Annotated in this window: 17 protein-coding genes; 7 read left to right on the top strand and 10 right to left on the bottom strand. The window is 71.4% G+C overall.

What is annotated here, in order from left to right:
* Positions 1–7: 7 nt before the first annotated feature.
* Genes ABZ444_RS18155 through ABZ444_RS18145 form a run of 3 tightly spaced genes read left to right on the top strand, consistent with a single transcriptional unit; the run spans position 8 to position 2,897 of the window.
* Positions 8–985, top strand: a complete 978-nt coding sequence (locus ABZ444_RS18155) for a hypothetical protein (RefSeq protein ID WP_357997688.1) — start codon at positions 8–10, stop codon at positions 983–985.
* Positions 986–1,026: 41 nt separating this feature from the next.
* Positions 1,027–2,259, top strand: a complete 1,233-nt coding sequence (locus ABZ444_RS18150; RefSeq protein ID WP_357997686.1) for a histidine kinase — start codon at positions 1,027–1,029, stop codon at positions 2,257–2,259.
* Positions 2,256–2,897 carry a response regulator transcription factor gene (locus ABZ444_RS18145; protein ID WP_357997683.1) on the top strand — a complete coding sequence of 214 codons (642 nt, stop codon included), beginning with the start codon at positions 2,256–2,258 and terminating at the stop codon, positions 2,895–2,897. The genes ABZ444_RS18150 and ABZ444_RS18145 overlap by 4 nt, the downstream gene beginning before the upstream one ends.
* Positions 2,898–3,050: 153 nt before the next feature.
* Here the strand turns inward: ABZ444_RS18145 and ABZ444_RS18140 are convergent, their stop codons facing one another.
* Entirely contained in the window at positions 3,051–3,680 is a 630-nt protein-coding gene (locus ABZ444_RS18140) for a TetR/AcrR family transcriptional regulator (protein WP_357997680.1), read from the bottom strand.
* A 101-nt stretch (positions 3,681–3,781) separates the two neighbouring features.
* Here ABZ444_RS18140 and ABZ444_RS18135 point away from each other — a divergent pair, with 101 nt between their 5' ends.
* Together ABZ444_RS18135 and ABZ444_RS18130 are read left to right on the top strand one after the other, a co-directional pair.
* The gene (locus tag ABZ444_RS18135) at positions 3,782–4,792 is read left to right on the top strand and encodes an oxidoreductase (RefSeq protein ID WP_357997678.1); all 1,011 of its coding nucleotides are present in this window, start codon (positions 3,782–3,784) and stop codon (positions 4,790–4,792) included.
* Positions 4,793–5,589: 797 nt separating this feature from the next.
* Complete coding sequence (locus ABZ444_RS18130) at positions 5,590–6,573, top strand: serine hydrolase domain-containing protein (protein WP_357997675.1); 984 nt, start codon at positions 5,590–5,592, stop codon at positions 6,571–6,573.
* 449 nt (positions 6,574–7,022) lie between these two features.
* Here ABZ444_RS18130 and ABZ444_RS18125 read toward each other — a convergent pair whose 3' ends face one another.
* On the bottom strand, positions 7,023–7,775 hold the full coding sequence (locus ABZ444_RS18125) for a hypothetical protein (RefSeq protein WP_357997672.1): 753 nt from the start codon (positions 7,773–7,775) through the stop codon (positions 7,023–7,025).
* A 47-nt stretch (positions 7,776–7,822) separates the two neighbouring features.
* Between ABZ444_RS18125 and ABZ444_RS18120 the strand changes: the two genes are divergently transcribed.
* Complete coding sequence (locus tag ABZ444_RS18120) at positions 7,823–8,719, top strand: MFS transporter (protein WP_357998112.1); 897 nt, start codon at positions 7,823–7,825, stop codon at positions 8,717–8,719.
* Between the two features lie 365 nt (positions 8,720–9,084).
* Here the strand turns inward: ABZ444_RS18120 and ABZ444_RS18115 are convergent, their stop codons facing one another.
* From ABZ444_RS18115 to ABZ444_RS18090, 6 genes are all read right to left on the bottom strand, one after another.
* Positions 9,085–9,480 carry a hypothetical protein gene (locus ABZ444_RS18115; protein WP_357997669.1) on the bottom strand — a complete coding sequence of 132 codons (396 nt, stop codon included), beginning with the start codon at positions 9,478–9,480 and terminating at the stop codon, positions 9,085–9,087.
* A gap of 410 nt (positions 9,481–9,890) precedes the next feature.
* Positions 9,891–10,082, bottom strand: coding sequence for a serine dehydratase beta chain (locus ABZ444_RS18110; RefSeq protein WP_357997665.1), 192 nt, complete (start codon positions 10,080–10,082; stop codon positions 9,891–9,893).
* Positions 10,079–11,086: a hypothetical protein gene (locus ABZ444_RS18105; RefSeq protein ID WP_357997661.1), complete on the bottom strand. Its 1,008-nt coding sequence runs from the start codon at positions 11,084–11,086 to the stop codon at positions 10,079–10,081. The genes ABZ444_RS18110 and ABZ444_RS18105 overlap by 4 nt, the downstream gene beginning before the upstream one ends.
* The gene (locus ABZ444_RS18100) at positions 11,083–12,351 is read right to left on the bottom strand and encodes an MFS transporter (protein ID WP_357997658.1); all 1,269 of its coding nucleotides are present in this window, start codon (positions 12,349–12,351) and stop codon (positions 11,083–11,085) included. Before ABZ444_RS18100 ends, ABZ444_RS18105 begins: the two co-directional genes overlap by 4 nt.
* 70 nt (positions 12,352–12,421) lie before the next feature.
* Complete coding sequence (locus tag ABZ444_RS18095) at positions 12,422–13,849, bottom strand: alkaline phosphatase family protein (protein ID WP_357997655.1); 1,428 nt, start codon at positions 13,847–13,849, stop codon at positions 12,422–12,424.
* A gap of 27 nt (positions 13,850–13,876) precedes the next feature.
* Positions 13,877–15,067: a S8 family peptidase gene (locus ABZ444_RS18090; RefSeq protein ID WP_357997652.1), complete on the bottom strand. Its 1,191-nt coding sequence runs from the start codon at positions 15,065–15,067 to the stop codon at positions 13,877–13,879.
* Between the two features lie 207 nt (positions 15,068–15,274).
* Between ABZ444_RS18090 and ABZ444_RS18085 the strand changes: the two genes are divergently transcribed.
* Positions 15,275–16,258, top strand: a complete 984-nt coding sequence (locus ABZ444_RS18085; protein WP_357997649.1) for a hypothetical protein — start codon at positions 15,275–15,277, stop codon at positions 16,256–16,258.
* 78 nt (positions 16,259–16,336) lie between these two features.
* Here ABZ444_RS18085 and ABZ444_RS18080 read toward each other — a convergent pair whose 3' ends face one another.
* On the bottom strand, positions 16,337–17,707 hold the full coding sequence (locus ABZ444_RS18080) for a hypothetical protein (RefSeq protein WP_357997646.1): 1,371 nt from the start codon (positions 17,705–17,707) through the stop codon (positions 16,337–16,339).
* A gap of 18 nt (positions 17,708–17,725) precedes the next feature.
* Positions 17,726–18,352, bottom strand: a complete 627-nt coding sequence (locus tag ABZ444_RS18075) for a TetR/AcrR family transcriptional regulator (RefSeq protein ID WP_357997643.1) — start codon at positions 18,350–18,352, stop codon at positions 17,726–17,728.
* Between the last annotated feature and the right edge of the window lie 553 nt (positions 18,353–18,905).

The following is an 18,905-nucleotide window of genomic DNA, read 5'->3' as shown; positions in this document are numbered from 1 at the left end:
CGCGATCGTGCCGACCCTGATCGTCGCCGTCTGGTCGGTGAGCTATCTGCCCTTCAGCCTTCTCTGGGCTCTCGGAGGGCCCGCATATCCCTTCGACGCCGGCCGTACGGGCGCGGGCAGCACCCTGCTCGACCCTCTTCCGGCGGCAGCCGGCGGGGCCGTGCTCGCGGTGTCGGCGCTGGTGGCCGGCGTCGTCGCGGTGCTCGCCCGGAGAGGTCCGCTCAACCGGGCCCCCGCCGTCGTGGCCGTCGCGCTCGGCGCCGGCCTGGCGGTGCTCCTGCCTGACGTGCGCATCATGATGACCGCTGGATATCTGCCGGTGATGCTGGTTGCCGCGCTCGCCGGCCAGGCCGAGTTCTCGATGATCGCGACCATGCTCACGTGGCCGAGCGTCAACCTGCTCGTCCTGATGGCGGCCGGCGTCAGCCTGATGCTCCTGGGGACGCGCACACTGATCGCAGGGACCGGACGGCCCGGCAGCGCCGCCCGCGCGCTACGGGTCGGGCAGTACGCGACCGCCGTCGCGGTCGCCGTCCCGGTCGTCTACGCCGTCACCCGCTTCGGCTGGCTGCTGGGCGTGCCTGTCGGGATCAGCGACCGGTTCCTGGCCCACATCGCCGAGATCACCCCGATCGGCGCCGGTCTCAGCACGCTCGGTCTCATCGGTGCGGGCCTGACCTTCGGCCTGGTCCGGCCGTGGGGCGAGATCTGGCCGCGCTGGGTGCCGTTCCTGCGCGGGCGGGCGATTCCGGCGAGGCTCCCGGTCTGCTCGGCTCTGGCCGTCTCCCTCCCCGTCACCTCCGCCGGACTGATGTACGTCCGCAAGAAGCTCACCGGCGAGCAGGTCGGCCCTGCGGGGGCGAACACCGAACTGGGGGCCTGGCTGCCGGAGATGTTGTGGCCGCTGTGGGGTACGGCTCTGGCGGTGGCCGCGCTGTCGTACCTCTCCCGCCGCCGGCACCCCGTTCACGCACGGCGACCATAATGGTGGGCGTGCGAGAGTCCCCATCGTCTTCCGATGCCGCGGTGGACTCGTTTCTCGACCGGCATCAGGTGAGCACCGATGCCCTGCTCGCGGTCCTGCTCTTCCTGCCGCTCGGCCTGGTCTCGTTGAGCCTGCTCCGGGCCTCGGACAGTCCTGCGCCGCTCCGCCTGCTCGCGGGTCTCGGCCTGCTGGTGCTGCACGGGTGCGTCGTTCCGCGTCGGCTGCGCCCGCTGGTGGCGTACGGCCTGGCCGCCGCGGCGATGCTGCTGCTGGTGGCACTACCGCCCCTGCATGACCCGGGCGGCGCCTACTATCCGGCGGTGCTGCTGCCGAGCGCGCTGGTCTTCGGGCTGCTGCTCTACACGGCCTGCGGCCGGCTCGACCTGCTGCCCAGCCTGGCCTGTCTGGGTGTCGCCCTGACGGGTGTGGCCCTGGTCCTGGCGCGTCTGTGGAATCCGGCCTCATGGGGCGGCTCGTCGGGCTCCTACGAGCTGGTCGCGTGGCGGATCGGGCTGTCGGTCGGCCTGGTCGCCGCGGCGGCATGCCTGTGGTCGCTGGGCCGCCTCAGCCGGATCCGGACGTTGTTCCTGTCCGAGCTCAGAGCGAAGGCCGAGCGCGCAGAGGCCGACCGAGCGCGGGAGCGGCAAGAGGCGGCGCGGGCGGAGCGCGACCGCATCAGCCGCGAGATGCACGACGTGGTGTCCCACTCGCTCGCCGTCATGGTCAGCCAGGCGGAAGGTGGCAGGCTGTCCGCCCCCGGCTCGCCCGGGGCGGATGTGTTCGCCACCATCGCCGGGGTCGGGCGCGAGGCCCTGCGCGACATGCGCGGGCTCCTGGGCGTGCTGCGCGCCGACGGCGGCACCACTCCGCAACCGGGCCTCGGCGAGCTCTCCGACCTGCTCGACCAGGTACGCGACACAGGCGTCCGGCTCGCCGTACAGGAGGTCGGGGACGCCCGGCCGCTGCGCCCCGCCGTCGACCTGACCGCCTATCGTGTCATCCAGGAGGGGCTGACCAACGTGATCAAACACGCGGGGGCGACGGCCGCCGCCGACATGACGCTGGCCTGGCGCGCGGACAGACTGCACATCACCATCACGAACGACGACGCCGGGCCGGCCGCCGGAGAGGCCGGCGTCGGGCTGACCGGGATGCGCGAACGTCTCAGCATGGTGGGAGGCACCCTGGAGGCCGGCAGACGCCCCGGCGCCGGCTTCGAACTGTCGGCCACCCTGCCTTATGAGCCGAGGAGTCTCCCATCATCCGGATCATGATCGTCGACGATCAGGAGCTGCTGCGCAACGGCCTGACCATGGTCGTCAGGTCCCAGCCCGACATGGAGGTGGTCGCCGAGGCCGCCGACGGCCTGGCGGCCCTGTCGGCGCTGGAGTCGCGGCACGTCGACGTGGTGGTGATGGACATCCGTATGCCCCGAATGGACGGTGTCATCGCCACCAGGGAGATCCAGCGGCTGGACGGCCCGCCGAAGGTGCTGGTGTTGACCACGTTCGATCTCGACGAGCACGCCCTGGCCGCGCTGCGCGCCGGTGCGAGCGGGTTCATGCTGAAGGACGCGCCGGGCGAGGAGATCATCGCTGCGATCCGGCACGTGCACCGGGGTGACTCGATCATCGCGCCCGCCACGACCCGCCGGCTCATCGGGCGGCTCGTCGCGAAGTCCGACACCGACCCGGACGCCGTGCTCAAGGTGCTCACGGAGCGTGAGCGTGAAGTCTTCCTCAGCCTGGCCGCAGGCGCGTCCAACGCCGAGATCGGGGTCGAGTTGTTCCTGTCGGAGACCACGATCAAGACCCACGTGGGGCGCATTCTGACGAAGCTCGGGCTGCGCGACCGGGTCCAGGCGGTCGTGCTGGCGTACGAATCCGGGGTTGTCACTCCGGGCGAGCGTTAGGCGCCGACTCACGCGCATCGCACCGATCCAGCCCTGATCGCCGAAGAGACCGGCTCGCCCGAAGGGCTGGACAAGCCCGCGCCCGAGGTCCCACGCGGCTACGAGCCGCGACCGGCGCGCCGAGGGGCGACGGGCCGCACCAGACCAGTGTCCTCACTCGCCGACCGGCGCATCGTCGCGCCCCGGCCGTAGGGCGCCCGCGCGCACGGCAGCGAGCGTGACGCGCACCGCCTGGTCGGCGATCCTCTCGTCGACGGGTTCGGCGGTGATGAGCAGGCGCAGGTAGATCGGCGCGGCCAGGGTCTTGAGCACCTCGGCGGGATCGGTGTCCCCGGGAAGCTGGCCGCGCTCGATGGCGCGCCTCAGCATCGGCTCAGCTCTGGCGAGCCGGTCGTCGAACACCTGCCGGCGGGCCGCGGCGATCTCCGGAAGGTGGGCCGCCCCCGTGAACATGGCGGCCAGGATGGCCTGCCCGGCCGGGCTGGTGAACACCTGGACGATCGAGCGCGCCAGCGCCCGCAGGTCGCTCTCGATCGCGCCGGTGTCGGGCACGGGGATGTCCGTCGCCATGTGTTCGGCCAGGGCGTCGATGAGCAGACTCTCGCGATCTTTCCACCGGCGATACACCGTTGTCTTGTGCACCCCGGCGCGCTGGGCGACGTTCTCGACGGTCAGCGCGGCGTAGCCCTTGTCGAGGAGCTCGGCGAGGGTGGCGGCGTGGACGGCGGCGCGCACTTTGGCGCCGCGGCCGACCGGCCGGGCAGGGGGTTGACCAGACCGCATTGCAACTCCAAGTTGCGATATTTCGGGGCGAATGACAGGATCAATCTATCGCAACTCAAAGTTGCGATGTGTTGGTCCCCACTCCTCCGAGGTGGCACATCATGCACAACCCTCCCGCCTGGACCTTCCACGACATCCCCGACCAGACCGGCCGTGTCGTGGTGGTGACCGGAGCCAACAGCGGCATCGGCTACATCACCGCCCGCGAACTGGCCCGCCGTGGCGCGCAGGTCGTCCTGGCCTGCCGCGACCCCGAACGGGGCCGGCGGGCGCTGACCCGCATGCAAGGCGAGGCGCCTGGCGCCCGCCTGGAACTGCGCCGGGTGGACCTGGGCAGCCTGGCCTCCGTCCGCGAGTTCGCCGCCGGGTGGGACCGTGGGCGGCTCGATCTGCTGGTGAACAACGCCGGGGTGGCGATGGTGCCGTACGCCCGGACCGCCGACGGGTTCGAGTCGCAGTTCGGCATCAACCACCTGGGCACCTTCGCCCTGACCGGCCTGCTGCTGCCGCACCTGCTCGCCGCGCCCGACCCGCGGGTGATCACCGTCAGCAGTGAAGGCCAGCGCTTCGCCCGCTTCGACCTGCACAACCTCAACGCCGAGCGCAGATATCGCACGGCGTTCGCCTACGTGCAGTCCAAGCGGGCCAACCTCTACTTCGCCATGGAGTTGCAGCGCCGGGCCGACGCTGCCGGGCTGCGGCTGCGCAGCATGGCCGTCGCCCCCGGGCTCACCCGCACCAACGTGCTCACCGGCGGCGCCAACAGCGGCAGAGGACGACTGTACGCGACTCTCGCGCGCCTGCTGGTGCGCGCAGCCTTCCGCCCGACGCCGGAAGGGGCGAAGACCTCGCTGTACGCGGCGACGGTACCGGGCCTGTCCGGCGGCAGCTACATCGTTCCCGACGGGCCGCTGCAACTGCGCGGCGAGCCCATACGCCGCACCCGCGAACGCGCCATCCGCGACACCGATACGGCCGCTCACCTGTGGCAACTGTCCGAACGCCTGACCGGAGTCAGCTACGCCTCACCAGCGTGCACGGCGACCAGCCTGCCCTGGCGTTCATCGCCTTCGAGTGAGGCCGAGGAACCGGTGGACAGCCGTTGTCGATGAGAGCGATCCTGCTGGGCCGACGCAGAAGCGGGATGCGGGCGGGATGGCTACGTTCTCCAAGCGCTCGGCGTCGAGGCCGGACTTGATCTCGTCCAGGTGGGTGAACTCTTGAGCGGCGACGCGTTCACCGGTGAAGTTCGAGCCGATGAACGCCGCGCCGCCCAGAGGGGATCCGAGGCGTGCCTGCACTCGTCATTGATGGAGGCCCGCCAGTGTCGGCCGTTCAGCGGCCTGGCGCTCTGGCAAGCCTTCTAGGTCGCGCGACACGCTTCTGAGCTCGGACGCACGGCAGGTGATCATGACTGGCGTAATCGCCCGGCTCCAGGCGAAGGGCCGTCCGGTCATCGCGCCGGCCGACCCGCGGCGTGTCCTCTGAGCTCCTTCGAAGCTGACGGTCCGGCCCGCGCGGCTTCACGATGATCGAGAGCGCCTGGGGGCCAGCCATCTGCGACCGAGCAGTCATGGACGCACGCCGGAGAACTGGGGGCCGCCTACTCGTCAATGGCCGAGGTTGGCCTGAAGGCCAGTACAGGCGTCCTTCCCAAGTCGGAGATCGTCGGTGTGGAATCAGGGTTTCCGTAGGGGAGGACTCCGACGCCGTACCGCCCTCTCGTGTCAGATCTTGATACGGCGGAGGCCGAGAGCCGGACTCCGTGAATCGGAGGAGCAACGTGAGGGGAAGACGCATCAGCGCGGCCGTCGTGGCGTGCTTGGCCGTGTCGTTGCCGGCGACGCCTGCCGTGACCGCCACCGCGGCGGCAGACGCGAGCCCGAGCGGTCGGCCGAGTTTGCAGGCGATGCTGGACAAGGTCGTCGCAGGCGGTGCGGTCGCCGCGATCGCCGAGGTTCGCGACGGGGACAAGACCTGGCGAGCCGCCAGCGGCAAGGCGAAGATGAACAATGCCCGGCCGGCCCCGGTGGACGGGCGCTTCCGGGCCGGGAGCGTGACCAAGTCGTTCACGGCGACCGCGGTGCTTCAACTGGCGGGAGAGGGAAGGCTGCACCTGTCCGACAGTGTGGAGCAGTGGCTGCCGGCGCTCGTGGACAGGGGCGCCGACATCACGATCAGGCACCTCCTCCAGAACACCAGCGGCCTTCCCGAGTACTCGACAGGCATGATGGACGAGGCGGGCATCCCCAAGGAGCGCTACCGCACCTGGTCGGCACGAGAGCTGGTGGAAAGAGCCGAGAAACTCCCGCGTGACTTCCCACCCGGGTCTGAGTACAGGTACTCCAACACCAACTACATCGTGCTCGGCATGCTGATCGAGAGGGTCACCGGCAGGCCGTACGCGACAGAGATCAGGGAGCGGATCCTGCGGCCGCTCGGCCTGCGGCACACCCGCGTGCCGGGAGCCTCACCGGAGGTGTACGGCCCGCACGCCCACGCATATGTGCCGGTCACCAGGGGCGGCAAGGTCGTCCCCGTTGACGTCACACGGTTCGATCCCACGATGGCCGGTGCGGCGGGCGAGATCATCTCCACCACCGGGGACATCAACCGGTTCTACCGCGGCCTGTTCCAGGGCAAGCTGCTCCGCTCCGGTCTGCTGAAGGAGATGAAGGATCCCGGCACGACCGGCGGGTATGGGCTGGGGCTGGAGCTGGCGCCTCTGCCGTGCGGCACTGCGTTCGGCCACGGCGGCGGTGCCCCGGGCTATCTCACGGTGGCGTTCAACTCAGCCGACGGTTCGCGACAGGTCACATTGTCGATCACCCCGTTCTCCGGCGACCCTCATCAGGCGGCCATGACCCTGCTGACCTCTGCGCTGTGCCCCTAGAGAGCCTTGAGGCCGAGGTCAGGGCAGGCAGGACGGTGGCGAGCGCTCCGGTCACACCGAGGCCGTTGAAGGCGCCCCGCGCTTTCAGGGACTGCAATGCCCGCGCCCACTCCGTCTCCTGGTGCTCGGCGTAGGCCAGGTGATCGAACAGGAGGCGCAGGGCTGTCTCGCCGCCGAACATGCCGGGCCGGCGAAGCGCCTGGTTGAGATGGTCTTTGAGGTGGGCGCGAATCTCGGCCGACGAGCGTGGCCCGGGAGAGGTCGTCATGCTGCTCATTCCATGTCGCCGGGGTCACGCGTGGTGGTGTTCGTCGACTGGGACGTAGCGGCTCCACGGACTCCGGCCTCGGACGCGACGCGGCTGGTCCGCTCGTCACGGTAACCGCGTCATATGCGCTTTCGTACGCCCTCCCGCTGGGCGAATTCCCCGGTTCGCCGACGAACAGCGGTTACCCGAGCGGGGCCCGTGATGGAGGGCACGGGTAGTCCTCGACGGTCATGGAGTTGTGGAGGCGCGCGCTCTTCGTGGCGAGGCGGAGGAGGGCGCGGCCGATCCCGGACGGCAGGCCGGAGATCAGCCGAGCTCCCTGCGCCAGTCCCGCCACCCCGAGTCGTGAGGTGGGGATCAGAGTCTTCGCCGCGCTGAGCGCGGCCTCGCGGCTGCCGCGCACGTGCTCGGCCATCGCCCGCTCGTAGGCGGGGAAGGCGCGCTCGTGGTCGCCGCCCGCCCGCGCCAGCTCCCCCGCCAGGACGTACGCGCCGACCACGGCCAAGCTGGTACTGCCGCCGACGGCCGGGCCGGGGCTGTAACCCGCGTCGCCCACGAGCGTCACCCTCCCCCGCGACCAGGAGTCCATGCGGAGCTGGCTGATCGAGTCGAAGTAGAACGCCGCGCTGCGGTCCAGCTCGTCCAGCCAGCGGTCCACGGCCGGGTGCATGCCGTCGAACGCCCCGCGCAGCAGCTTCTTCTGACGGTGCACGTCGTGGTGATGGCAGTCCAGCTCGTACGCGCTCCGGAACAGGAACAACGCCCGCGCTCCGTCGAGGTGACGCGCGCCGTAGACGCCGACGGTACGGCCGACGCCGACGTGCATGATGAGCTCGCCGTCGAGGCCGGAGACGTTCGGCAGGGTCAGCACCCCGAAGTAGGCCCCGATGAAGGCGCCGGGCGTGTCCCCGAACACGAGGCGCAACCTGGCCATCTCCACCTGGGGAAGCGCGGCGACCGCGGCCGGCCTGATCGCCCCCCCTGCTGGGCGGCACACTCGTCGACACGCTCGGCTGGCGCGCGATCTTCCTGATCAACGTCCCGATCGGTGCGGTCGCCTTCGTGCTCTGCCTGCGCACCCTTCCCCCCGACAGCTCGGCCTCCGCCCGGCAGGGCCGGATCGACTGGACGGGCACCGCACTGCTGATCACCTCACTCGCCCTGATCAACCTGGCCCTGCTACGTGGAGAGGACCAGGGCTGGGGATCGGCGGCGACGCTGACGCAGCTCGCGATCGCGGTCGTCCTGTTCGTGGCCTTCCTTCTTCTCCAGAGCCGGGGCGGTGCGCCCACGCTGGACGTCGCCCTGTTCCGCAAGCCCGCCTTCGCCGGCGCCGCCCTGGCGGTCTTCGTCTCCCGCGTTCTGACCATCGGCGGCACGGTCTACTTCGTGCAGTACTTTCAGTGGTCGTTGCACCTGAACCCCACACAGAGCGGCCTGCTGCTGACACCCGTCTTCCTCGCCCAGATGGCGGCGGGCATGCTCGGAGGAAAGCTCCTGAGCCGGTTCCCCCCCCGGCTACGTCATCGCGGGCGGTTACGCGTGCAAGGCGGTGGGCGCCACCGCGCTGGCACTGGCGTTCACCCCGACCGTCACCCCTTGGCTCCTGACAATCCCTCTGCTTGTCTGGGGGATCGCCGGCGCACCGGTCATGGCCGTCGCCATGAACGTCACCGACAAGCGGCGAGCCGGCATGGTCGCCGGAACGATCACCGGCTTGGCCTCCGCCGGAGCCGGCATCGGCACCGCCGTCCTGGGGGCCGTCCACACCACTCGCATCGCCGGTGTCACCACGGCATGCGGGGCGCCGTCGAGACCACCACCGAGACGGTCCCGGCATGCCACCGATGGCGCGGCGTGCTCGATCACCGTGGTTAGGCTGTGCTTCCCCTGGGCGCGACCGCATCCACGGTCGATGCCGTGCGCTGACGTGGGCGGCTCGGAATTCGGCCTGCGCGCGGGGACGTGGATGAGCTGGTCGTGTTCGCCGCACTGAAGCGTCCTGGGAGCATCTTGACGGTGGCGGCCACCTGGCCGCGCTACGACCAGGAGGCGACTCCCCCATCGGCGATGCGCGCCTCCTGCAGCGCTCCGCGATCACCACGCCCGAGCCACGATCGAGATCGACGTGGAGGCCGTGGCAGAACCTGGCCCACGTGATGGAACCGAAGAACACCGAGTCCACGACGCCTCCCGGCGTGGACCCGCCTGCAGCAGGACCGTCCGGCCGATCGTGGGCCCGCTCAGCCCACGAAGGGGGACTCGAAGGAGAACTGCTCCCGCCTGACCAGATCTGTGACCTGGGCGGATCCCAGGGCACGGTCGAACTGGAAGGGGTTGTTGTCAGGCACGCTGCGGGTGCCGCAGAACGCCGTCTGCCCGTTCTGGAGGCTGATGTTGACGCAGCGGGCGTCCGCGGGAAGAGACTCCAGGCGGGCGGTGAGGTTCTCGACCTCCACCGAGAAACCCGTGCCGTTGAAGACCTCCGTCTGGGCCTGCTTCCAGGCGGCACCGGTCCCCCAGATGCAGGCTCGGGCCGACAGACCGGGGAAGACGAGACTGGAGATCCAGCTCCCGCACGTCGGGTCGGCCGCGGCCAGGGCACGGCTCGTGCCGGTCAGGCCCGGCGCCATCGTCACAGCGCCCGCCACCACCGCTGCGATCAGGGCTCGTGACAAGACACTCGCCGATCGGATGCTCATCGTGGTCTTCCCTTCGTGAACGGCCTGATCGCCGCCGCCGGATCTGGGTGTCGCGTCGACGACGGTCGGACGCCGGGCCTTAAGGCTGGAGCGCCTGCCGTCCGATTGCTCGACCTTCGGTCTGTCACAGACAGTAATCTCCCCTTTACGGGTCCATATTGTTGGTGACGAACGGCGACGGGCAATCTTCGGTCCACTCAGTGGACCGACGGAAGCCGCGCACGCGTCTCGACCTTGCGGCGTCCGCGGCGCAGGCACTCACCGCCGAGCCTCCGACGACTTCTGATGCTCCGGGGAGGGCGACGTCGCGATCGGCGGCGCGACGCCGGCCGCCGGGCCGGCCGGTCTCAGGCGCCCTCGCGGAGGAGCCCGGTGGCGGCCGGCGACCCGAACGGGTCGATCCGCACGGAGGAGACTCGGCCCGGCGTTCCCGAGTCGGCCAGGCCGGTGGCGAAGAGGCGGGCGGCGCGCATCGGTCCAAGGGCGTGCGAGCTGGAGGGGCCGATGCCGGTGCTGAAGAGGTCGAACGCGCTGATCACTGGGCCTCCGGGCCGATGACGCCGCCGAGGGCGGCGGGAGAGGTCGCGTCGGGGATGAGAATCCCCGGGCTGCCGGTGCCGTCGGCGGGAACCCTCCAGACGTCGGCATGCTCCCGCCCCCTGGAGACGGCGTAGGCGACGGTCCGCTCGTCGATCCAGGCGGCTTGGTCGTCAACACTGCGCGATTCGGCGAGCGGGGTGATCCGGCCGGTGGCCAGGTCCAGTACCGACAGGCGCCAGCCACGGGCGGGATCGCCGCCGAGCGCGGACTTGAAGGCGATCCGGGTGCCGTCGGGGGAGAGCGAGGGGCACTCGACGTTGTCCATCAGGGCCCGCAGGCGGTGGCTGTCGAGGTCGCCGAGCACCAGGTAGCGGTGTCCGGCGGTGGACATGGTCGCGTAGAAGCGGCGGTCGTCGGAGGTGAAGGTGACGCCCCAGAAGTTGAGGTCCCTGGCCCGGTACGGCCTTCCGTCCACGGTGACCGGCCAGTCCTCCAGGGTGGGGATCAGCTCCTGGGTACGGGTGTCGAGGATGCCGACGCGGGTGGAGAAACGGCCGCCGTTGTAGGAGTCGCCGGTGACGAAGACCGTCCAGGTCACCAGCCGGCCGCTGGGCGAGACCCTGGCCCGGTTGGGCACGCCGACCAGGGGGATCTCCCTGACCGTCCGGAGCCGTGGGTCCAGGACCGCGAGCTGGTACGTCGTCAGCCCGGGGTCGAGGCGCAGGCACAGCCCGGTGCCGCCGGACGCGTACACCCTTGTGCACGACACCGGCGAGACCACGCGCGCACCGCCGGGGTCGTCCGCCGTGACGGACACCAGCCGCCCGGCGCTGTCGTCGGCTGTGCTGCGCGCCACCAGCCGTGGCCCCGGAACCAGCGAGAGTTCGCCGGCCGTCGCCGCCCCCGCGGACGACCCGGCGACTCTCGCGATCACGATGGACATGGCCGCCAGAAGGACGAGTCCGGCGAGTCCGGACACCAGGCGCAGACCCCGGCCGGTCACGCCGCCGCCCCCGCTCGCGCGCGCCCCGCCAGGAGAGCCGCCGTGACGGCGGCGGCCACGGCGACGGCGACCGCCGCGGCCCCGATCGCCGCGGTGCTTCCCCAGCTCGTCCAGGCGAGCCCGAAGGCCAGGGAGGAGGCGAGGTAGGCCAGGGCCTGCACGGTCTGTACGCAGGCCAGGCCGGTGGTACGCAGGTCCGCGGGCAGGAGCGGACCGGCCAGCGCCATCAGCACGCCGTCGGTCGCGGCGTAGAAGGCGCCGTAACAGCAGAGCGCGGCCACGGTCACGAGGGTGGCCGGCAGGGCGCTGCACAGCAGCAGATAGACGGCCAGGAGCGCGGTGTACCCGGTCAGCAGGACCGTGCGGCGGCCGTACCGGTCGGCCAGGGCGCCGAAGGGCGCGGCCAGGAGCAGGTAGACGAGGTTGGTGCCCACCGCCAGGAGCGGGAACCAGCCGGTCGGCATGGACTGGCGTCCCATCAGGAGCAGGTAGACGAAGCCGTCGCCGATGGTGGCCAGTCCCAGCAGGCCGGCGGCGTAGAGCAGCCTGCGGACCCCGGCGGCCCGCAGCAGGCCGCCGGCGGCGCGGAGGGTAACGGGGAAGGCTGCGGGCCGCCTGTCACGGCGGTCGCGGGCGAAGGCGGCCAGTACCAGCAATCCGGCGACGGCGACGTAGAAGCTGGTCAGGAACAACGCGTCGAACGCGGCCGGGGTGGCCGCCCCGACGGCCGCCAGGACGCCGAGCGCGGCCAGCGGCCCCGCGAACGCGCCCATGCTGTCCATCGCCCGGTGGATGCCGAAGGCCCGGCCGAGCAGCGGCTCGGGAACCGACAGGCTGATGAGCGCGTCGCGCGGCGCGGTTCGCAGTCCCTTTCCCGCCCGGTCGGCGACGATGACGGCGCCGAGCGCGGGCATCGAGGCGCCTGCGGCCAGCAGGCCCAGCTTGGCCAGCGCGGAGATGCCGTATCCGGCGGCGGCGACGGCCTTGCGCTTGCGTAGACGGTCGGCGATGTAGCCGCCGGCCAGTCGCAGCAGGGCGGTTGCGCCGGTGTGGAGGCCGTCCATCAGGCCATAGGCGGCGGGGCTGAGGTGCAGGGTGAGTACGAAGTAGAGCGGGAGGACGGCGGTGACCATCTCGGTGGAGACGTCGGTGAGCAGGCTCACGGTTCCGAGCGCAAGGACGTTGGTGCCGACCGCGCCGATGGTGCCGCGCAGGCCCCGGCCCGCGCGGCCCCGGGGTGGCCGGTCGATGGTGGACAGGTACACGGCCTGGTTCGCCTCCTCGGTGGCGGTGGGGAAAGGCCCCCGCCGGGCGGGCGGCGGGGGCCTGCTCGGACTAGCCCTGAGTGATGGACAGGTCGTCGATCTCGGCTTCGAAGAGGCTGGCGGTGCCGGCGTCGGCGGCCTCCAGCGACAGCCGGACCGTGGTGCCGGCGTATGCGGACAGGTCGGCGGTGGCGCCCTGCCATGCCCCCGCCGCCTCGCTGGCGGCGCCGGTCCGGTCGACCAGGGTGGGACCGCCCGCGATGCCGATCCGCAGGTGGTCGTCGGCACCGGAATTGTCACCGTGGGCCAGGTTGTAGGACAGGCGCAGGGTCAGCGGGCCGGTGGTGGGCAGGGTGATCTGCGGGGAGGCAACGGTGGTGGTGCCGCCGTCCAGGTCGTTGTCGCCGTAGGCGGCGCCGGCTGCCGCGCCCGTGGTCAGGGCGTGGGAGCCGGAGGCCGCGGTCAGCTGCTTGACCTGGTCGCTGTAGGTGGACGTGGTCTGCTGTGGCACGCCGCGCTCGAACTGTCCCGCGGTCGCCGTGTCCGTTCCGGACGCGTCGACCTGCCAGCCCTTGTCTGACTCGAAGTCGTCGGAGAAGACCGTGGTCCCGGGGGTGGAGGTGGTCCAGGCGTCGGTGATCGGGGACTTGCCGGCCGCGTTGCCGAGCGCGGGCAGGCCGTACATGTCCTCGATGGTGCGCAGCACGTTGTAGTGGTTGATCTGGGTGCCGGACTGGTAGCCGGCCTTGACGTGGGCGCCGGCGAAGACGGTGTAGATCTGGTTGACGGAGGTGAAGTTGTCCTCGTCGAAGGTGGCGATGAGCAGGCTGTTGTGTGTCTTGGCCCACTGCGCGTACCCGTCGAGCTTGTCCTTGGTCCAGGAGTCGCCGGTGCCGACCGAGCAGTCATGCATGTCGTTGCACATGTCGGGGATGACGAACGAGACCGTCGGCAGCTTGCTGTAGTCGGTGGGGAAGGCGGAGTACGCCACGTGGTACGCCGAGCCGCTCACCGTGGGGAAGTCCGCCCAGGGGGCGTGCTTGCGCCGGTACTTGCCGCTGCTGCAGCCGATGTATCCGGCGCTGGGCAGGCCCTCGGAGTAGGCCTTGAACGTACGGCCGGCGTTCAGCAGCTGCTGCCCGAGGTTGCCGCCGCTCAGCGACTTGGGGCAGTCGTCGTTGGTGACGCCCTGCTGGGAACCGGAGAACAGGGCGATGTAGTTCGGCTGGCTGGGATGGGTGATCCCGAACGAGCTGGTGAACAACGTTCCCTGCGAGGCCAGGGAGTTGAGGTAGGGGGCGGAGGAGCCGCCCTTGATGGTCGAGTAGTTCTTGTTCTCGAACATGACGACGACCACATGGTCGAACTGCGGGACGGTCGCAGTGGTGGCCGAGGCGGAGCTCATGGCGGCGTCCGCTGACGGTGGGGCGGTGAGCGTGAGCGCGGCCAGGAGCGCCAGAGCCGGCACGCGGGCCAGGACGCCGATGCGGGGGTGCATCGTAGGACCTCCTTGTGGGGTTGGGGGTCAGGGCTGGGCGAGGGTGTGGAGGAGGAGGTTGGGGGTGTTGCGGCCCGGCTTCCGGATCTTGCCGGAGGTGGCGGCGGCGACGAGCGCGGCCTGCACATCGGCGGGAGAGGCGGTGGAATGGGCCGAGAGCCACAGGGCCGCGGCGCCGGTGACGTGCGGGGCCGCCATCGAGGTCCCGGTGATCGTGTTGGTGGCTGTGTCGCCGCTCTTCCAGGCCGACGTTATGCCGGTGCCGGGGGCGAACAGGTCGGTGCAGGAGCCGTAGTTGGAGTCGGAGCGGCGGGTGTCGGTGGAGTCGGAGTTGTTCACCACGATCGCGGCGGCGATGTCACCAGGGGAGTTGCCGCAGGCGTCGGCGTTCTTGTTGCCGGACGAGACGACCCAGGTGACGCCTGCGGCGATGGATCTGTTGATCGCGGTGTCTTCGCTCCGGCTCACCGGGCCGTTGATGCTCATGTTGACCACGGCGGGCCTGACGGCGTGCCCGGTGATCCAGTCCGCCGCGGCGATGATGGACGAGGTGGCGGCCGAGTCGTCGCAGTCAAGTACACGTACGGCGACGAGCCGGACGCCTTTGGCCACGCCGTAGTCCTTGCCGCCGACCGTCCCGGCGACGTGGGTGCCGTGGCCGAGGCAGTCCTGCCCGGCACGGCCGTCGCCGACCTCGTCCACACCGATGCTCGCGCGGCCCTGGAACTGGGTGTGGGTGGTACGCAGGCCGCTGTCGAGGACGTAGACGGTGACGCCGCTCGCCAGAGTGGTGTAGGTGTAGCCGTGGTCGAGGGGGAGGTTGCGCTGGTCGACGCGGTCCAGGCCCCATGATGGGGGGTCGGTCTGGGTGTCGGAGCCGTGGTGCTCGGCGTCCTGCTCGACGTAGGCCACGCGCGGGTCGCGGGCGGTGCGGGCGGCCTGGTCGGCAGACATCTCGGCGGCGTAGCCCTGGAGAACCGTGTGGTAGACGCGCCGGATCCCGGCACCGTGGTCCCGGGCGACCTGACCGGCCTCCTCTCGTACGGAGGGGGCCGTGTTCTTGAGGACCACGATGTACTGGCCGGTGATGGCATCCGGCATGGCGCGAACGCGGGCGGGTGGTTCCGGATCGGCCGCGTACGCGGGCGGCGCCGGGAGGACGTGGAGCGCGACCGCCGCCAGGGCGGCCAGGACGGGCAGGCGGGCACGAGGATGCATGACGGCTCCGGTGAGTAGTGGGGGGCGGGTCGTGTCCGGTGTACTCCCGTTCGGAGCCGGATGGTGGCGACCTGTCGCCAGTGGCCGGAATGGGCGCGCTCGTCCCCCGGGGGCCGGCCGCCGCCGGGAATAAGTGGGTCCTGCGTCATCGAACCCCCGCATGACAGGATTTGTCCGGCCACGTCAACCGGACGTGAAGGGACCCTCATGAGCGACGACGACCTGCCGACGCACCTGCGCCGTCTAGGGTTGGCGCAGCCGGAGGCCGAGGTCTACCTGGCCATGCTGCACACCGGCCGTACCAGCGCCGCGGACCTGGCCGACCATCTCGGCTGGAAGCCCGGCGAGGCCGAGTGCGCCCTCGGCCGCCTTGTCGACCTGGGCCTGGCCGCCGCCGGCGGACCTGGACGGCTGGAGGCCACGCCGGTGGAGCCCACCATCGCGCTGGACCACCTGTCCCACGCCAGGTCGGCCGAGCTGTGGCAGGCCCACACCTCGGCGGTCAACGCCTACCGGGACTACCGGCGTTCGGTGCGCCCGCAGGCCACCGACGACCTCGTCGAGGTGGTGACCGGGCCTGGCATCGTCGAGCGGATCCACCACATCGAAGGCGCCGTGGAGTCGCAGGTGCTGCGCTTCGACTCGCCGCCGTACCACGTCCGCGTGGGGGCCAACCCCACCGAGGTGCGCAACCTGGAGCGCGGCGTGGAGTACAGGGTCGTCTATGCCAGGTCCGCCGTGGAGAACGGCCTCTACTACGCCGCCAACATCCGGCCCTGCATCGCGGCGGGCGAGCAGGCCCGCGTGCTGCCGACCGTCCCGGTCAAGCTCACCGTGTTCGACCGGCGGCTGGCGATCGTCTCGATGTCGTTCGTCGAGGCGGAGGTCAACGACTCGCTGCTGGTGGTACGCCCCTCCAGCCTGCTGTCCGCGCTGGCCGGGCTCTTCGAGACCTCATGGCGCTCGGCGTTCCCGATGCACCTGAGCGCCCGCGTTCCGGCCGCATTGCGGCCGCTCCAGATACGGATCCTGGAGCTGCTTGGAACCGGCGTCACCGACGACACCATCGCACAGCTGCTGGGCATCAGCCGCCGCACCCTGTCTCGCAATCTGGAGCAGCTCAACCAGCGCGCGGGGACCGTCACCCGCTTCCAGCTCGCCCTGTACGCGGCCCGCAAGGGCTGGATCTGACCCGCCCGTCCGCTGTCGAGGTCCGGCGGCCGGTCGCCGACAGCTGTCCGTCCGGTTGGGCGGAGAGGCCGGAGCTCGTCAGGGCTGCGGCAGCGGGATGATCTTGCGGTACTTCCCGCCGGCCGACTGCTCCGGCGGCTCCTGCGCGCGCTCGACCGTCACGTGACCGGCCTTGTGCTCGGTGAGCAGGTGGACGATCCGGTCGCGGGCGGCCTGCCAGACGCGGTCCGGGTCGGCGCCGCCGGCGGCCCGCAGGCGTACCCGCAGGACGGTGGGCGCGGTCTGGACGAGCTGGAACTGTTCCATGCCGGGAACGGCCAGCGCGGTGCTGAAGGACATGGGCGAGATGCCGACGCGCTCGCCGCGCTCGGTGGGAAAGGTGAGCAGGTCGGCCGCGCGCCCCTGCACCTGGACGGCCGGGAGCGGGTTGCCGCACGGGCAGGGGCCGGGACGCATCAGGACGCTGTCGCCGAGGTCGTAGCGCAGGATCGGCTGGACCCGGTTGGCGAGGTTGCTGATCAGGACGGTGTGCGAGAGCCGCCCGGGCGGCACCGGCCGATGGTCGGCGTCGACCGGCTCCAGGACGACCCAGTCGCTGTTGACGTGGTACCAGCCCTCCCGGCAGCCGGCGGTGAGGAAGCCGCACTCGCCACAGGCGTAGGCGGCGCGGACCTTCGCCCCGAACGCGGCCGCCAGGCGTTCCCGGGTCTGCGGGCTCAGCGTCTCGCCGCCGGGGATGACGAGCGCCGGGCGGATGCGCAACCGGCCGGCCTCCTGCTCACCTGCCAGCAGCGTGAGCAGCCCGACGAAACCGGCGACGCTGGCCGGATCGAACCGGTTGAGCTCGTCGACCATCTCCTCCGTCGACTGGTCGGTCGGGATGACCCGCATCAACCGGCCGAGCCACGGCCGTTCCAGGGCCGCCCGTGCCGGCCCGGCGAGGGTGGCGAAGTGGCCCCGGGGCGCCGTGACGATGGCGGTGCGGCCGGCGCGGGCGAGGGTGCGCAGGACGTCGCGGGCCGACAGTCCGGCGCCGGTGCGCAACCCGGTGGCGGTGTGCACGGCCAGGCACCGGTCGTCCTGCACGAACAGGCCGCGCTGCCCGCTGGTGCCGGTGGTCGTGGTGACCAGGTAACGGCCGAGGAACCGGTGGCCCACGAGACCGGGATCGGCCACGAACGCCTCGACCCGCTCACGGGTCACCTCGCGGTCGGTGGCCCAGTCGTCGAAGCGGGCCATCAGCGTCTTCTTGTCGGTGACCGGGAGCAGCTGCGGGTCGTCGATCCCGTCCGGCAGGTCGTGGTAGAGCTCGCGGTAGAGAGGCGATCGGGCGCGGGCATGGGCCACCAGCTCGGCCAGGCGGGCCCGCCGCCGCCACGTGATCGCCTCCGGGCCTTCCCGTACGGCGCGCCGCATGTCGCGGGCCAGCCGCCGGATGCTTTCCCCCATGATCGTCGCTCCTGTCTCTCAAGGGTTCGGGGTGGGCGGCGGCACCGAGCGCAGGCCGCGCATGGCGATCTCGACGCCGTGCCGGCCGGCCTCCCACAACTCCTCCTGGGACCGGCCGAGCTGGACGCTGGCCAGGCCCGCCTGCTGGATCGCGCCCATCAGGGCCCCGATCATCGCGGCCGCGGTGATCGGGTCGAGGGCGGGGAACGCCTTCAGCAGCTCGCCCGCGACGCGCTGCTGAAGGTCGAGCATCAGGTAGAGCCCCTTGGCCTGGAGCGCGGGCGTGGTCAGGGCCAGCCGGGTCACGCCGGACAGCTCCGCGGCCTCCTTGGCGGGGATCTTGGGCCGGCGGTGGGCGGCGTAGCGCTCGACCGCCCTGGCCAGCACCTCGCCGGGGCCCTCCTCGGGGCGGCGGTCCGCGATGGCTCCGACCAGCACGTCGAAGTCCCGCTCCATGTCGACGAAGAGCACTTCGTCCTTGGTGCGGAAGTAGTTGAAGAACGTCTTGGGATCGACGTCCGCCGCCGCGGCGATCTGCGTCACGGTGGTCTGCTCATAGCCCTGCTCCTCGAACAGGGCCATGGCCGCCGACACAATGCGCTGCCGGGTCTCCCGCTTCTTCCGCTCCCGCCGCGACTCTTGCATGCGAGCGAATATACTTCTACTAGAAGTTTCCAGCAACTGGAAGTTTTGTGCCGGAGGGGACCGGCACAAGCCTGCCGGGGTCGACCGCCTTGGCCGTGGCGTGGAGTCCGGCGCCGTGGGGGCGCCGCCAGTCGCCCTCCTGTCCGTCGCGGTCGTCGCACTCGGGACGCAGCCCGTACGCCCCCGGCGTGGGCGGAGGCCGAGGGCGGGCCGGTGTGCGGCATGAGCCTCAGGCGGGGAAGGGCGCTGCCCCGCAAGGGGGGTCCTCAGCTCCGCCGTCACCGCGGAACACGATCGGCGGGCCGCCGCGAGCGTGTTCAGCCACGACCCCCACCACGAGTACTGACGCCGGTCGCCGTCCAGCGGCCGCGGCCCGGCGGACGCACCTTCCGCTTCGTCCACGGCAGGCTGCACGACAGGATGCCTGCCATGGCGGGCCCGGTCGACCGGGGCGGCGGGGCGCGCGGGGGCCCGGCGGGCCCCCCGCCCGCCCCCCCGGGGCGGGTTGCCGCGCGCGGGGCCCCCCCCCCCCCCCCCCCCCGACTGCCCACCG

It is taken from the genome of Nonomuraea sp. NPDC005730 (assembly GCF_040630865.1).
Classification (GTDB): Bacteria; Actinomycetota; Actinomycetes; order Streptosporangiales; family Streptosporangiaceae; genus Nonomuraea.
Note: the sequence above shows the minus strand (reverse complement) of the source record. Positions and strands in the feature narration are given on the sequence as shown.